The 14,926-nt window shown below is 74.8% G+C and carries 15 protein-coding genes; 4 read left to right on the forward strand and 11 right to left on the reverse strand.

Features of this window, described 5'->3' with window-relative positions; translation table 11 throughout:
* The first annotated feature begins 199 nt into the window (after positions 1-199).
* Entirely contained in the window at positions 200-2,185 is a 1,986-nt protein-coding gene (locus KRAD_RS23815; protein WP_011981393.1) for a diguanylate cyclase domain-containing protein, read from the forward strand.
* Positions 2,186-2,385: 200 nt separating this feature from the next.
* Here the strand turns inward: KRAD_RS23815 and KRAD_RS01160 are convergent, their stop codons facing one another.
* From KRAD_RS01160 to KRAD_RS01210, 11 genes are all read right to left on the reverse strand, one after another.
* On the reverse strand, positions 2,386-3,078 hold the full coding sequence (locus KRAD_RS01160) for a response regulator transcription factor (protein WP_011981394.1): 693 nt from the start codon (positions 3,076-3,078) through the stop codon (positions 2,386-2,388).
* Positions 3,075-4,487, reverse strand: a complete 1,413-nt coding sequence (locus tag KRAD_RS01165; protein ID WP_011981395.1) for a sensor histidine kinase — start codon at positions 4,485-4,487, stop codon at positions 3,075-3,077. Before KRAD_RS01165 ends, KRAD_RS01160 begins: the two co-directional genes overlap by 4 nt.
* Before the next feature lie 19 nt (positions 4,488-4,506).
* Positions 4,507-5,262: a hypothetical protein gene (locus KRAD_RS01170; RefSeq protein ID WP_203417471.1), complete on the reverse strand. Its 756-nt coding sequence runs from the start codon at positions 5,260-5,262 to the stop codon at positions 4,507-4,509.
* Between the two features lie 67 nt (positions 5,263-5,329).
* A complete protein-coding gene (locus KRAD_RS01175; protein ID WP_011981397.1) occupies positions 5,330-6,199 on the reverse strand; it encodes an ABC transporter permease subunit in 870 nt (289 codons plus the stop codon).
* Positions 6,196-7,110, reverse strand: coding sequence for an ATP-binding cassette domain-containing protein (locus tag KRAD_RS01180; RefSeq protein ID WP_011981398.1), 915 nt, complete (start codon positions 7,108-7,110; stop codon positions 6,196-6,198). The genes KRAD_RS01175 and KRAD_RS01180 overlap by 4 nt, the downstream gene beginning before the upstream one ends.
* A gap of 209 nt (positions 7,111-7,319) precedes the next feature.
* On the reverse strand, positions 7,320-8,060 hold the full coding sequence (locus KRAD_RS01185; protein WP_011981399.1) for a carbon-nitrogen hydrolase family protein: 741 nt from the start codon (positions 8,058-8,060) through the stop codon (positions 7,320-7,322).
* A 55-nt stretch (positions 8,061-8,115) separates the two neighbouring features.
* Positions 8,116-8,568 (reverse strand): SRPBCC family protein, encoded by a 453-nt coding sequence (locus KRAD_RS23820; RefSeq protein WP_011981400.1) that lies wholly within the window; start codon positions 8,566-8,568, stop codon positions 8,116-8,118.
* Positions 8,565-8,870: an ArsR/SmtB family transcription factor gene (locus KRAD_RS01195; RefSeq protein WP_041291826.1), complete on the reverse strand. Its 306-nt coding sequence runs from the start codon at positions 8,868-8,870 to the stop codon at positions 8,565-8,567. Before KRAD_RS01195 ends, KRAD_RS23820 begins: the two co-directional genes overlap by 4 nt.
* A gap of 73 nt (positions 8,871-8,943) precedes the next feature.
* Entirely contained in the window at positions 8,944-9,678 is a 735-nt protein-coding gene (locus KRAD_RS01200; RefSeq protein ID WP_041291827.1) for a hypothetical protein, read from the reverse strand.
* Between the two features lie 223 nt (positions 9,679-9,901).
* Positions 9,902-10,546, reverse strand: coding sequence for a hypothetical protein (locus KRAD_RS01205; RefSeq protein WP_011981403.1), 645 nt, complete (start codon positions 10,544-10,546; stop codon positions 9,902-9,904).
* The gene (locus KRAD_RS01210) at positions 10,543-10,935 is read right to left on the reverse strand and encodes a hypothetical protein (protein WP_041291828.1); all 393 of its coding nucleotides are present in this window, start codon (positions 10,933-10,935) and stop codon (positions 10,543-10,545) included. Before KRAD_RS01210 ends, KRAD_RS01205 begins: the two co-directional genes overlap by 4 nt.
* A 230-nt stretch (positions 10,936-11,165) precedes the next feature.
* Between KRAD_RS01210 and KRAD_RS01215 the strand changes: the two genes are divergently transcribed.
* The 3 genes from KRAD_RS01215 to KRAD_RS01225 all read left to right on the forward strand — a co-directional run bounded on the left by KRAD_RS01215 (position 11,166) and on the right by KRAD_RS01225 (position 14,465).
* Positions 11,166-11,582 (forward strand): hypothetical protein, encoded by a 417-nt coding sequence (locus tag KRAD_RS01215; RefSeq protein WP_157873433.1) that lies wholly within the window; start codon positions 11,166-11,168, stop codon positions 11,580-11,582.
* Positions 11,583-11,681: 99 nt separating this feature from the next.
* The gene (locus tag KRAD_RS01220) at positions 11,682-13,088 is read left to right on the forward strand and encodes a nucleotidyl transferase family protein (protein ID WP_041291830.1); all 1,407 of its coding nucleotides are present in this window, start codon (positions 11,682-11,684) and stop codon (positions 13,086-13,088) included.
* 132 nt (positions 13,089-13,220) lie between these two features.
* Entirely contained in the window at positions 13,221-14,465 is a 1,245-nt protein-coding gene (locus KRAD_RS01225) for a serine hydrolase domain-containing protein (RefSeq protein WP_011981406.1), read from the forward strand.
* The last annotated feature ends 461 nt before the right edge of the window (positions 14,466-14,926 follow it).

Below are 14,926 nucleotides of genomic sequence, written 5' to 3' on the forward strand. Positions count from 1 at the left end.
CCGGTGGTGCCACCCCGTGCCACCGATCTTGACGGGCGCCGACGGCGTTTGTCACCCCTCAGGGGGACAAAGACGGGTTCCGTGCGCCCGAGGCCGCCCGGCGAACGGCCCCGCGCCGGACCTGCGCTTTGGAGCCGGACCCGGCCGCCCTCCCCGCCTCGTCGCTCCACGTCGTCCACCTCGTGCCGATAATCAGTGCATGGGGAGCCAGCGAGGTCCGGGCCGCGGGCCGGTCGTCGTCGTCGCCGACTTCCTGGGCGCGTACTCCCTGCGCCTGATCCCCGGCATCCGCGAGGTCCTGCAGGCCCGGGACGTCCCGCTGCTGGTGCACGTCAACGACTACTTCACCCCCGGCGTCTCCCGGCTGCTGCGGGACATCGTCGCCGGAGGCGACCTGCGTGCGGCGATCGTGCTGCCGATGTCGAAGGCGCAGTCGCACGACGACCTCGACGAGCTGCTCACCGCCCACCCGCACGTGCCGGCGGTGGCCCTGGGGACCGCCTCGGGGCAGCGCCCCACGGTGCGCGCCGACAACCGCGCGGGCATGGCCGCCCTCGTGCGCCACGTCCTGGACGAGGGCGGCGCCCAGCGCACCGTCCTGGTCCGCGGTGTGCGCCACCACGTCGACTCCCTGGAGCGCGAGGCGGCCGTGCGCGAGGCCCTGGCCGAGCGGGGCCTGCTCCTGGAGGAGGCCCTGGTGGTCGAGGGGGGCTTCTCCCGCGACGTGACGTACGACGCGATCTCCGCGCTGGTGCGCGCCGGGCACCGCTTCGACGCGGTGATCGCCCTCAACGACGAGATGGCGCTGGCCGCGGTGGACGCCCTGCACGACCACGGTCTGGACGTCCCCGGCGACGTCCTCGTGACCGGCTTCGACGACGACGAGATGTTCCACCCCCGCTGCACCCTCACCACCGTGTCGCAGCAGCTGCACCACCAGGGCCGGCGGGCCGCGGAACTGGTGCTGGAACTCCTGGACGGGGCCCCACCGCGCGACGTCCTCGTGGAGACCACCCTGGTGCGCCGTTCCTCGACCGCGCGCGCCCTGTCCGGCGCCACGCGCGTCGCCGCCCCGGTGCCGGCGGGAGCGCGCCTGGACATGGTTCCCGCCGGCCAGGCCGCCGCCACGAACGCCGCCCTGGACATGAACCGCGCCTTCATGTCGTGCACCAGCGAGCAGGACGTCCTGCGCGAGCTGGGTTCGAAGCTGCCGCGGTTGCAGGTCTCGCGGTGCTTCGTCGTCCTCCACGAACCGGGGTCGGAGGAGCGCCCCCGGGAACGCGACGGGCGCCTGGAACTGGTCCACCCCGGCGGAGGAACCCACCCGGGGGCGGAGGACGCACCCCGCTTCCCCGTCGCGGACCTCCTGCCCGCCGGGCTCCGCCACGAACTGGAGCACGGCACGTTGCTCCTGCAACCGCTGGGTGTCCGCGGCCACGAGCTCGGCTACGTCCTCTACGAGCAGGAGTCCCTGCTCCAGCACACCGCCGAGGTCCTCCGGATGGACGTGAGCCTCGCGCTGGACACCATCGCCCGGCACCGCGAGCTGGAGACCACCGTCAGCCGCCGCACCGAGCAGCTGCGCCGCGAGATCGACGTCCGCGAACGCGCCGAGGCGGACCTGCGGGCGGCCAACGCCGAACTGCGCCGATCCCTGCACCGCGACGGCCTGACGGGCATCGCCAACCGCAGCGCCTTCGACGAGCACCTGGCGTGGGCCTGGGGGCACCACCTCGGTGACGGCGGCGAACTGTCCCTGCTGTTCGTCGACGTCGACTGCTTCAAGCTCTACAACGACACCTACGGGCACCTGCGCGGTGACGCGGCCCTGAGGGCGGTCGCCCGGGCGGTGGAGGCCTCCGCGCTGGCGCAGGGCGACCTCGCCGCGCGTTTCGGCGGGGAGGAGTTCGCCGTGATCCTCCCCGCCACGGGACCGGCGGGAGCCCTCGTCGTGGCCCAGCGGATGCGACAGGAGGTGCGCCGTTGCGCCATCGAGCACCGGGCCTCGCTCGTCGTGCCCTGGCTGACGATCAGCATCGGCATCGCGACCGTGCGTCCCCGCGCCGAGCTGCAGCCGCGCGACCTCGTGGAAGCGGCCGACGGAGCCGTCTACGCGGCCAAGGCCGCGGGCCGCAACCGGGCGGTCGTCGCCTCCGCCGTTCCCGTCCGCCTCCCGCCGCGGTGAGCGTGCCGCCCCGCTGACGGCCGCCCAGCCCTCCCGGGTGCACCGGGCGCCCGTCCCAGCCGCCCACGAGGTCTCCACGTACCGGCTGCGGGCGGCCTCGGTCCTCCCGTCGGAACGCTCCGGCACGGAGCAGCGACCGAGGACCGCGACGACGTGGGTGCGTCCTCACCGGCCCCACCGCGCACCTCGTTCCCTCGACGTCAGGTGGACCCGCCTCTCCGTTCTCCCGGCCCGACGAGCCCGAACTCGTAGGCCGCGATGACCGCCTGCACCCGGTCGCGCAGCCCCAGCTTGGCCAGGATGTTCCCCACGTGCGTCTTGACCGTGGTCAGGGACAGGACGAGGCGTTCGGCGATCTCGGCGTTGGAGGACCCCTCGGCGAGGCAGCGCAGGACGTCGAGCTCGCGCGGCGTCAGCGACCGCAACCGGTGGTCCAGACCGTCGTCGCGCGCTTCCCCCGCGGTGGTCGGGAACTGCGGGGCGAACAGGTCGAGCATGCGCCGCACGACGCGGGGCGCCACGACGGAACTGCCCGAGGCGACGATCCGGATCGCGTCGACGAGTTCGGTGGGTCTCGCGCTCTTGACGAGGAAACCGCTGGCCCCCGACCGCAGGGCGGCGAAGGCGTACTCGTCGACGTCGAACGTGGTCAGCACCAGCACCCGCGAGGACGGGTGCTCGGCGGCGATGCGGCGGGTGGCTTCGATGCCGTCCACCCCGGGCATCCGGATGTCCATGAGGACGACCTCCGGGGCCAGCGCGCGGACCTGCTCCAGCGCGACGGCACCGTCGGACGCCTCACCGACGACCTCGAGGTCAGGCTCGGACTCGATGACCAGGCGGAAACCCATGCGCAGCAGGGCCTGGTCGTCCACGAGCAGGACGGTCGTCACGCGCGGTCCCCCCCGTCCGCTCCGCCGGTCGGCATCACGACCCGGACCCGCCAGCCGCCCGCCTCCCCGGGGCCGGCCTCGACGTGACCGCCGAGGAGCGCGGCGCGTTCGCGCATGCCGACGAGACCGCGGTGGGCTCCGCGGTCGCTCCCGGTGCGGGTGCCGCCGGCGTCGACGATCTCGACCTCGACGGCGGTGTCGGTGCACCGCAGCGCGACCCCGGCGGACGGGGTTCCCGGCGCGTGCCGCAGCACGTTGGTCAGCCCCTCGGTGACGATGCGCACGACGGCCAGGCGCAGCGCGGTGTCGAACGGCAACGGGGTCTGCAGACCGCTGGTCGTCACGGGCAGCCCGGCGGCGCGGAACCGCTCGACGACCCGGTGCAGGTCCGTCTCCGTCGGCGCCGTCGGCGACGCCGGCCCGCCCTCCTCCACGACACCGCCGGCCTCGACCGGTCGCAGCGACCCCAGGACGCTGCGCATGTCCTCGAGGGCTTCCCGGCCGGTCCTCGACAGTTCGGCGAGGGCCTGGCGCGAGGCCTCCGGAGCGCGGTCGAGGGCGGAGGCCGCGCCGTCGGAGAGGGCCACCATCACCGAGACGCTGTGCGCGACGATGTCGTGCATCTCCCGCGCGATCCGGGCACGCTCGGCCGAGCGCGCCAGGGCCGCGCTGGTGTCGCGCTCGCGGGCCATCGCCGCGTACCGCAGGGCGAGGTCGTGGGCGTGCACGCGGCGGGCCCTCACCCCCGCACCGGTCACCCCGCCCAGCACCAGCAGCGCGAGCAGCAGCATCACCGTCCACGACCGGCGCCCCGAGGAGAACCCCGGTCCGGTCAGCGGCCAGGCCGGCGGGCCGTCGCCGAGCGGGATCTCGTCGCTCCACAGCAGGACCTCGGCCAGGCCGATGTCCTGCCACCACCACACGGCGACGGTCACGACGACCAGCACCGACGCGCCGGTGGCCCACGCGGTGCGCCCGCTGCGCCGGACGGCCACCGCGTGCAGCGCCCAGGCCAGGCACAACCCCAGCACCCCGAGGACCTGACCCAGCGCGAGCGAGAGCACCGCCAGCACCGTCAGCACCGCGGTGACGGCCAGCGGCCACCGGTGGCGGGCCAGGAGCACGAGCGCCCCCAGCGCCGCCCCGGCCAGCCACGCCCGCACGACCCGGTCGTGGACGGGGGAACCCGGTGCGAACAGCCCGAGGGCTGTGGCCCCCCGGACCGTCTCCGCGGCGAGCACCGCGGTGACGGCCCCGAGCAGCAGGACCAGGGCGACGAGGGCCACGTGGGCGATCCACGGGTGGGCGACGAGCAGCCGGCTGGAGGTCGTCTGCCGCTGCACCTGCGACGCGGTGAGGGCCGGCGGGCCGCCGGTCCGCTCCGGGGAGCCGGCGCGCGAGGTGGTCACCCGTCCACTCTCCCACCGCTCAGGTGATGTCACGGCGCACCAGCCGGTACCCGGCGAGGAGGACCAGGACGGCGCACCAGGCGCCCAGGACCAGGCCGCCACCCCACGCCCCGAGGTCGGGACCGTCGCCACCGGCCAGGGCGGCGAGCTGGGTGTCGTCGGCGAACAGCCGGGTCCCGCTGCCCGGCAGGAACGCCCGGACGGTGTCGGTGACCCGTCCGGGGTTCGCGGCCAGCACCTGCTCGACCAGCAGGAACAGGACCACCCCGGTCGTCAGCGCGGCCAGCGGCCGGCGCAGCAGCGCCCCGAGGGCGAGCCCGCACACCGCGGCACCCGTGAGGAACAGGACGTACCCGGTGGCGGCGCGCAGGTCACCGGGGTCCGCGACGTCCCACGACACGCCCGCTCCGCGCCGGGCCCCCGCGGTCGCCAAGACCGAGGCCGCGAGGACAGCCAGCCCGGTGAGCGCCGCCACGGCGGCGGTGACGAGGACCTGCGCCGCGAGGACCGGCAGCCGCCGGGGCACCGCGGCGAACGTCGTCAGGGACGTCCCGGTGGCGAAGTCCGCGCTTCCGACGAGGACCCCGAGGACGAGGACCCCGAGCTGGGCGAGCAGGTTTCCGGAGGCGGCCAGGGAGGTCCCGGTCACCGCGTCCCCCGGCCCGGCGAACAGGCCCAGGCCGAACGCCAGCGCACTCGCGGCGCCGGTGGTGCCGACCACGACCCAGGGGGTCGAGGTCAGGCTCGTGACCTTCGTCCACTCCGCGGCGAGCACGCGCCGCAGGGTCACCGCTGGCCGGGGCTGCGCGCGACGCCGCCCCACCCCGGCCGGCGGCGCCGCCTCAGCCGAGGTCACGACGACGCCACCGGAACGCGGCGACGATCAGCGGGACCACCACCCAGCCGGCCATGACCAGGGCGGAGCCGCCGAGCCCCAGGTCGGGGGCACCGTCGAGCCCGCCGCCGTCGGGGTTCGTCAGCCCCGAGCCGGCGCCGACGGGGGTGAAGGTCTCCACGGTGTTCACCGCCGCCGTGGCGGCCGGCACGTCCTCCGGGTCGTAGACGGCCATCGGGTCGCTGCCGGCCTCGGCCGCGAACGAGAGCACCACGGGAGCCACCAGCAGCAGGACGACCGCGGCGACCATCGCGGGCACCGGGCGGCGCAGCAGCGCTCCGATCGCCAGGCCGAGCAGCCCGGCACCGACGAGGTAGCACACCGAGCCGAGCAGGAGCAACGGGATCCCGGCGTCGGCCAGGTCGGGCGTCATGCCCCGCGACCCGGCCGCGGGCAGGATGCCCAGCACCGCCGCGCCGACGGTCAGCACACCCACCCCGAGCACGACCGCAGCCGTCACGACGGCCTGCGCGAGCAGGACGGGAACCCGTCGCGGCACCGCGGCGAACGTCGAGCGGAAGGTGCCCGTGCTGAACTCACCGGTCCCGACGAGGATCCCGAGGACCAGAGGGCCCAGGAAGGCCAGCGGCAGGGCGTCGGCCAGGTTCCTGGTCGGGACGAAACCCGGGTCGCCGGACGAGGCGCTGGCGAACAGGTGGGTGAGGAGCCCCGTCACCACCACCGTGGCCACGGCGACGGCGAGCGTGGACCGCAGGCCGAGCAGCTTCGTCCACTCGGCGCGGACGACCCGCGCGAACGACGGGCCGGAGGGCGTCGTGGCGGCGCGGCGCACGGACGGGGTCACGGACGCGGTCACCGGGAACCCCCCGCCCGGTACTGCACGGAACCGCCGGTGAGTTCCAGGTAGGCGTCCTCCAGGGAACCCTCCTCGGCCGCCAGTTCCAAGACGGTCACCCCGGCCCGGCCGGCCGCCGCCCCGACCTCCTCGACGGAGACCCCTCGCACGTGCAGGGCACCGTCCGGCTGCGGGGCGACGTCGGCCCCGAGCCGACCCAACGCCCGCGCGAGGACGTCGGGTCCGGTGGTGCGCACGCGGACCAGACCGGCGCTCGCGGACCGCTGCAGGATCTCCTGGACGGAGGCGTCGGCCAGCAGCCGGCCGCGGCCGATGACGACGACCCGGTCCGCGCACAGCGCCAGTTCGTGCATGAGGTGGGAGGACAGGAACACCGTGCGGCCCTCGTCGGCCAGGTCCCGCACCAGCCGGCGCACCCACAGCACCCCGTCGGGGTCGAGACCGTTGACCGGTTCGTCGAGCACCAGCGTCGCCGGGTCACCCAGGAGCGCGGCCGCGATCCCCAGCCGCTGTCCCATCCCGAGGGAGAAACCCCTGACGCGCCGACCGGCGACCGGCTCCAGCCCGGTCAACCCGATGACCTCGTCCACCCGCGACCGTGGGATCCCGTGGGTGCGGGCCAGGGCCAGCAGGTGGCGGAAGGCCGTGCGGCCCGGGTGCACCGACCGGGCGTCGAGCATCGCGCCGACGGTGCGCAGCGGCGCACGCAGATCGGCGTAGCGCTGCCCGTCGACGGTGACCGTTCCGGCGGTGGGGCGTTCCAGCCCGAGGACCATCCTCATGGTGGTGGACTTCCCGGCGCCGTTCGGGCCCAGGAAACCCGTCACCGTCCCGGGTCGCGCGGTGAACGACAACCCGTCCACGGCCGTCGTCGTCCCGTAGCGCTTCGTCAGCACCTCAGCGGTGATCATGCACTCTCCTCGTCCCGACCGCGCCGACGCTCGTCGGCTCGTCGACGGCGACGCTACGAGCGTCCACGCGGCGCGGGGACCTGCCGGAGGAGGAGATCGGGGCGCCCCGGGTCCTCCTCCTCGAGGAGGAGGACGGTCACCCCCGGAGCACCCGGGGAACGACCGGCCGGCGTTCCGCGGTCACCGCCGGACCTGCCCGCGCGGGCGGGTCAGCCGATGACGGCGGTGGCGATCTCGCCGGTGCCCGAGCCGCAACCCGCCAGCACGCTCCCGGCCGGGGAGTAGACGGCCGACCCGCCGGCGGTCCGTTCGTACCCGCGACCGGTGGGCCCGGCGAAGCTGGCGAAGGCGACGTGCGCTCGGCACGCGCGGGCGATGCGCTCGGCGCGCTCCCGCTGGACCGCCGAGTCCTCCGGCACGTCGGCCAGCCCCGCCGCGAACACGTCCACCCCCAGCGCGGCCGTGGCCTCGACGTGCTCGGCGACACCGGTGTCCCGGCAGATGCCCAACCCGATGCGCCAGCCGTCCACCTGCACCACCGCCGGTCCGGGACCGGGGCTGAACCGCGCCGCCTCCTCGCTCCCCGGCCACGCCTTGCGGTAGGCGACCCGCACCCCCTCACCGCTGACGGCGACGGTGGCGATGAACTCGGCGCCGGATCCACCAGCGACCGGGGCGCCGACCAGCGCCACGGCTCCGCGCTGCGCGCACGCCTGCACCAGCGGCCGCCACAACTCGTCGTCCAGGTCCACCACGGGTGCCTGCAGCTCGTAACCGGTCAGGGACATCTCGGGGAAGACCACCACCCGCGAAGCGGCCCGGCGCACCAGGTCGGCGTGGGCGCGGGCGTTGGCGGCGGGGTCCGACGCCACGCACGCCGGCTGGGCGACGGCGATGCTCAACGTCCCGCGCTGCACGTCCTGGCCCTCGATCCCCCCGGCTGCGGTCACGACGAGACCCTAGCGAGCTCCCCGTGCGCATCGGGTCGCACCGCGGTGGGGGCGGTCAGGCCGGGTCGTCCAGGTGCTCGGCGATGCCCTCCAGGCACCACTGCCACCCCACCCGCATGCCTTCCGCGGCCTCGGCGCCGGAGAGGCCGTCGACGGCGAGCTCGAGCCGGGTCCCGCCGTCGACCGGCACGAGCAGCACGGTGCAGCGGGACCGCTCGCTCATGCCGTCCCCCTCGGTGAGCACGTCGAGCACGAGCCGCTGCACCGGCTCGAAGACCACGAAGGTCGCCGTCTCGCGGTAGGCATCACCGGCGGGGCGGGGTCCGAAGCGCAGCCGGTACCCCCCGCCCGCGCGGGCGTCGACCTCGCAGCCGGAAACCCTCCAGTCCGGGTCGGGGCAGACCCACCGCTGCAGCCGGTCAGCGCGGGTCCAGGCCTCCCACACCCGTTCCGGTGGCGCGGGGTAGGTGCGGTCGAGGTCGAAGGACAGGAGCGGGGCGGTGGTCATGACTCCTCCAAGACGGTGCCGAGGGCGTCCAGCCGGGTCGACCAGAGCGCCTGCTGCTGCGCGGTCCACGTGGCCACCGCGACCAGCGCGTCCTCGCGCAGCCGGCACTCGCGCACCCGGCCGCGCTTGACCGTCGTCACCAGACCCGCCTCCTCGAGCACGCGGACGTGCTTGAGGACGGCGGGCAGCGACAGCGCTGTCGGCACCGCGAGGACCCCGACGGACGCCGGGCCGCGAGCGAGGCGCTCGACCATGGCCAGGCGGGTCGGGTCACCCAGGGCCGCGAACTGATGGTGAACCACGAAGTTAACTGTCGCGCGCCGCGGCCGGGGCGTCAACCCACCCCGCGACCCCACCGCCGTACCGGGGCCACCCTCACAACGCGCCCGATCCCCCCAGCGCCCCCGCCAGCAGCAGCGAGACGACGAACGCGCGCCCACCCCGCAACCGGCCGGGTCCCGGCGCCACGTACCGCCGTCCCGGCAACGGCCCCGACGACAGCAGGAACGCCGTCACCCCGAACGGCAGGGCGAACGACCAGAACCACCCCCACCGGCTCACCCACCGCGGTTCCGGCCCGTGGATGAGCAGCAGCACCGCCCCCAGCCACTGCAGGAGCGTGAGCAACCCCACCCACCCGGGCACCTCCAGCCCGAGCACGGTGGCGGAGTACGAGGCGGAGGGGTACCCCGTCCGGTCCACCCGCACCTGCGGGTCCCAGCTCCGCACCAGCGCACCCACGTCCTGCCGCGTGACCGGCAGGGGTGATCCGTCGTCACCGGTCATCGTGGTCCCGCCGGTGCCCGACGCCAGGGGGCCGGCCACCAGCTGCACCTCGACCTGGTGCGTGCGCCACCCCGAACGCCACCGCACCTCCTGCCGAGCCGTGCCGGTCGTTCCCGGGGGCAGGTCGCCGGTGACCTGGACGCGGGAAACCCGTCCGCTCCCGACGTCGTCCTGCAGGTCGCGCAACGTCGCGCCGTGCTCACCCCGCACCAGGGCGGCCAGCACGACCACCGCGGTGAGGACCAGCAGCACGGCCCGCACCCCGGCCCACCCGCGCCACGACGCCGGGACCGAGGAAGCGGGAACGACGGCGGTGTCCAGCACCCCTGGAAGCTACCGCCCCAGCCCCGCCCGCCGGGGGCGCTCGGCAGGATCACCGACGACGAACGGTTCCCGCGGGACCTCGCACGTCGCGCACGTCGCGCACGGCCCGCCGGACCCACCGCCGGCCCGGGCGCGCTCCGGTCGCGTGCCCGGGCCGGCGCCGGCGACCGCGCGGGGGCCGCGGACGGACATCGCTCAGGGACCCCGCTCAAGGGCTCCCGCTTCAGCGGGAGCGGCGCCTCGACCACGCCCGCGTGGCCACGCATCCCGCCCCGAGCGCCGCGACCGCCCCCAGGACCCCGGTGGTGGTGAAGGCGCCGGAGGCGAGTCCCAACCCGAGGACGAGCAGGGCGGCGGCCCCCAGCGGTACCGCGCGCCACGTCTGAGCCGCCGGCGGTTCCGGGGTGGGGCGCGCGACCTCCGGCAGCAGGGCCAGACCCGCGGCCGCCACCACCAGCAGCCACAGGCTGGGGGCGTCCGGCACGGGGGGCACGAAGGCGACCACCGCCGCGACGGTGACGACGGCGACGGCGTTGAGGCTCCAGAAGAGCAGTTCCACGGCGTCCGGCGCGGCTTCGGCGGAGCGCAGCGGCACGTACCACCAGGCGCGGGCGCAGAACCGTTGCCCACCGAACTGCATCGCGATCCCGGCCAACGGCGCCCAGGCCGGCACCGGGGACGCGACGGGGAGGGTGTCCAGGGCGGCGGGCAGCAGGACGCTGAGCAGGCAGAGCAGGCCCGCCAGTTGCACCGTCAGACCCGCTGCGTAGAGGGCCCGTCCCGCACCCGGCTGCTGCAGCGGGTGCCGCGGTCGGCGCGTTCCGACGGTCTCGTCCACCGCTCCGCCCTCCACCGGGTTCGTGTTCACAGTCCTCGGACTCCTCGAACGCTCTTGTGCAGGGCCTGGCGGGTGACCCCGAGTTCGGCGGCCAGTTCGACGAGGCTGTGGTCCAGCACCAGGTCGGCGAGCACGCGGGAACGGGCCGCGGCGACGGCGGAGCGCAACGCGGAAGCGGCTGCGTCGACCTCGGCCAGGACGAGCACCGCCCCCAGCGGCCCTCCGCACTCACCGATCCAGTCCCGCCCGCCGGGGCGGCCCTCGACCTGGTCCAGCAGGCCGCGCCCGCAGTCCTGGAGGACGTCGGCGACCACCTCGGGAGTGGTCCAGCGGGCCAGCCGGTCCGCGACGGCGCCCGCCGGCGAGCGGTGCGGGAGCACGAGCGACCACGTCGACGGGTCGCGGGTCGCGGGGCTCACGGCTCCAGGGGAACCCGGGGCGGGCGCTCGTGTCAACCCTGGGTTGCTCGATGCGGGACAGACGGCACGGCACCGCCTCCCGGATCCACCTCGCGGTCGGACCACGCCGGCCGCCGATCGACGGCGCCCGTTCGTACCGGGGCGCGGGCGTCCCCTCCCGCCGACGGTCGTGGAACCTCCCGCCGCGGCAGGACCCCCCGCCCGGGGCTCCCCCGCCCTACGGTGGGGGGGTGCCCGATCCCCGCAGGCCCCGGGTGCGGCGAGCCGCCCTCACCGCGACCGGTGCGGCGCTGGTGATCGCCGCCTGCTCCAGCGGCGGTGACGACGGCTCCTCCCTCGTCACCGACGGCACCCGTCACGGCTCCAGCCCCGCCAACGCCAGCTCCCTCACCGTGACCCTCCCCGAGGACCCGGCCGAGCCGTGGTGCCTCCTCTCCGACGGCGCTCTCGTCGTGTGGCCGAGGGGCAGCACCTACGACGTCGCCGCGGGTGAGGTCCGCAGCGGGTCCGGGCGCCTGCTCGGCAAGGTCGGCGAGAGGGTCGAAGGGGGCGGGTTGGTGGCCGAGTCGCCTTCCTGGGACACGCTGGACGACGTCGACTGGGCGGGGTGCACCCCCACGGACCCGGTGCTGCACCAGTACGGCTGACCCCCCCTCCCCGTCCACCGGGGGCCCACGAGGTGACACGCCGTGGCCGGGCCAGCAGGATGGGGCGACGGACGTTGCCGCAACCCGGAGGACACCCGCATGGAGATCGCCGCCGACACGCTTCAGAAGGCCCTGCGGATCAACCTCGACCCGCGCTGGTACGGGACCATCGCCGAGATCGGGGCGGGCCAGGAGGTCGCGCGCTGGTTCTTCCGCGCCGGCGGCGCCGCGGGCACCGTGGCGAAGTCGATGTCGGCCTACGACATGGCCGTCAGCGACGCCGTGTACGGCAAGTCCGACCGGTACGTGTCCCTCGGCCGGCTGCAGGCGATGCTGCAGCACGAGCTGTCCCTCAACGTCGAGCGCCTCAGCGAGGCGCGCGGCGACGACACCTGCTTCTTCGCCTTCGCCGACACCGTCGTGGCCCGCAGCTACCGCGGCGGCAACGAGTGCCACGGGTGGATGGGCGTGCGGTTCCAGGCCCACCCCAACGACGAGCCCAGCCAGATCGTGCTGCACGTGCGGATGCTCGACGACGACGCGGGCCTGCAGCAGGAGGCCCTCGGCATCGTCGGGGTCAACCTGCTGCACGCGGCGTTCTTCGAGCGCCACGAACCGGACCAGGTCGTGGCCAGCCTGCTGGACCGGCTGTCCACCGGGCGCATCGAGATCGACGTCATCCAGTTCCGCGGCATCGAGTTCCGCCACGTGGACAACCGGGTGATGGCCCTGCAGCTGGTGCAGCTGGGCCTGTCGGGGGTGGCGATGTTCGGTCCCGATGGGGAGGTGCTGCAGCCCTCCGAGGCGCTGCGCAAGCATGCGGTCCTCGTCGAACGCGGCAGCTTCCGTCCCCCGACGGTCGTCAACATCGACATGCTCGCCTCGGCCAGGGAGAAGTTCGCGCAGGACGGGGCCGGGGGCGCACCCATCCTCGCCCTGACCGAACTCACCATGCGGAACCTCCGGGCGGCCGGGGACAAGGTCGACCGCCGCGACTTCCTGGCCCGCGCGGACCTCCTCGGGGCGTGCGGCATGACGACGGTCATCACGGACTACTACGAGTACAACCGCCTCGCCGAGTACCTCCAGCGGCGCACCCGCGAGCGCATCGGCATCGTCATGGGCGTCCCGAGCCTGGTGAACCTCTTCGACGAGGGGAACCACTCGCACATGCAGGGCGGGATCCTGGAGAGCTTCGGCCGGCTGTTCAAGAACGACCTGAAGCTGTTCGTCTACCCCATGCAGGACCAGGAGACCGGTGCCACGGTCACCGTCGAGGACCTGCAGGTCGCCCCCGACCTGCAACCGCTGTTCGACTTCCTCGCCCGCCGCGGCAGCTTCGTGCACCTGGACAACTACCGGCCCGAGTACCTGCCGATCCTGAGCCGCGACGTGCTGCGCCGCATCGCGGCCGGGGACGACAGCTGGGAGTCCATGGTGCCCGAGGAGGTCGCGTCGACGATCATCAAGCGCGGGTTCTTCGGGTACAAGCGACGGGACGACTGAGGGAACGGGCCGAGCCGCGCGCGGCCGCTCACGGGTGGGGTCCTCCCCACCGGCGCGAGGCCCGCCTGCACCCTGGAACCGGGCGGGGATCGCGGCGAGGGTGGCGGCACACCTCGCGACAAGGAGTTCCCCGTGCCCGACCTCACCCCGTCCTCCGCCGTTCCCCGGGCGCTCCCCGTCGACGGTCCCCCGGCGAACCGGCCGGGCCGAACCGCGCCGGTGACGTCGCGCCGCACGGCGCTGGCCGGTCTCGCGACCCTGGCCGCCGCCGGCGGAACCGGTGCGGCCGCGGCGAACCCGCGCGGGACCGCGGCACCCGCCGTGGTCCGCCGCGCCGCGCAGCGCCTGGTCCGCGACGACGGCTTCCCCGGCGTCCTCGGTGCGTTGACCTCACCCGGCCGGCGGGTGCAGCGCTTCACCGCCGGCGTCGGGGACCTGTCCACCGGCGCCCCGGTACCCGCCGGTGGCCGGGTCCGGGTCGGCAGCACCACCAAGACCTTCACCGCCCTCACCGTGCTGCAACTGGTCGACGAGGAGCGCGTGCAGCTGGACGCCCCCGTGGAGACCTACCTGCCTGGTCTCGTGCGTGGGCAGGGCATCGACGGACGCGCCGTCACCGTGCGCCAGCTGCTGCAGCACACCAGCGGCCTGCCGGAGTACACCACCGCCTTCGCCGCCGGTGGCTTCTTTGCCGTGCGCGATCTGTACACCGATCCCCGCGATCTGCTGGACCTCGCCCTGCAGCAACCGGCCGCCGACGCCCCCGGCGCGCGCTGGCAGTACTGCAACACCAACTACGTGCTGGCCGGCCTGCTGATCCAGAAGGTCACCGGTCGTCCCTACCCCGAGGAGGTCACCCGCCGCGTCATCGACCGCCTCGGCCTGCGGGACACCTCCTTCCCCGCCCCGGGCGAGCGCGGCATCGCCGGGAAGCACCCGCGCGGCTACCACGCCGACGCTCCCGGGGCCCCGCAGCGCGACCTCACCGAGCTGGACCCCTCGTGGGCTTGGGCCGCGGGCGGACTCGTCTCCACACCCGGCGACCTGAACCGCTTCTTCCTCGCGCTGCTGGGTGGGCGATTGCTCAGCCCGGAGCAGTTGCGGCAGATGCGCACCACGGTCGAGGCGCCGGGGACGTGGGAGAGCGCGCGCTACGGGCTGGGTCTGTTCAGCACGCCCCTCAGTGACGGGCGGCTGTACTGGGGCCACGGCGGCGACATCCCCGGTTTCGAGACCCGCGGCGGGGCCACCGACGACGGGTACGAGGTGAGCGTGGCCGTCACCGCCCTCCCGGCCGCCGTCCCGGAGCCGGAGAAGGCCGCCGCCGACGTCCTCACCCTCGTCGACACCGCTTTCACCGCGTCTCCTCACGCCTGACGCGGGGCACTCGGCTGGGCAGCCGGCGGTCACCTTCAATTCAAGTGACCGCCGGGTGCCCGCCTTCGGTTCCACCGACCGAGCTCGTGCAGGGCGGAAGGGGATGGCGACCGTTCAGGCCTCGGTCGGCGTCGCGCCTTCGGGGTACTCCTCGTACCCGGGTGGCGGCGGCTCACCGTCCTTCACGCAGACCGAGCCGTTGTGGTCTTCGATCCAGCGCACGGGGTGTTCACCTCGGCCACAGACCGCGTCTGCGCACGAACTCAGCGATGATGCTGCGAGCACGGCGAGGAGCACGATCGTGAACGTGGGACTTCTCATCGAGGTTTCCTTTCAGTAGGTGCGGATCGTTGTTCCCGGCCCCGGGGCCGACGCACGGGCAGCGGCCTCCACTCTCACGCGATCACACGTGGCGTTGTCCTTCGTGTGACGGACGACCCCGAGGACGTCGATCTCGGCGG

This window comes from Kineococcus radiotolerans SRS30216 = ATCC BAA-149 (assembly GCF_000017305.1).
GTDB classification, from domain to species: Bacteria; Actinomycetota; Actinomycetes; order Actinomycetales; family Kineococcaceae; genus Kineococcus; species Kineococcus radiotolerans.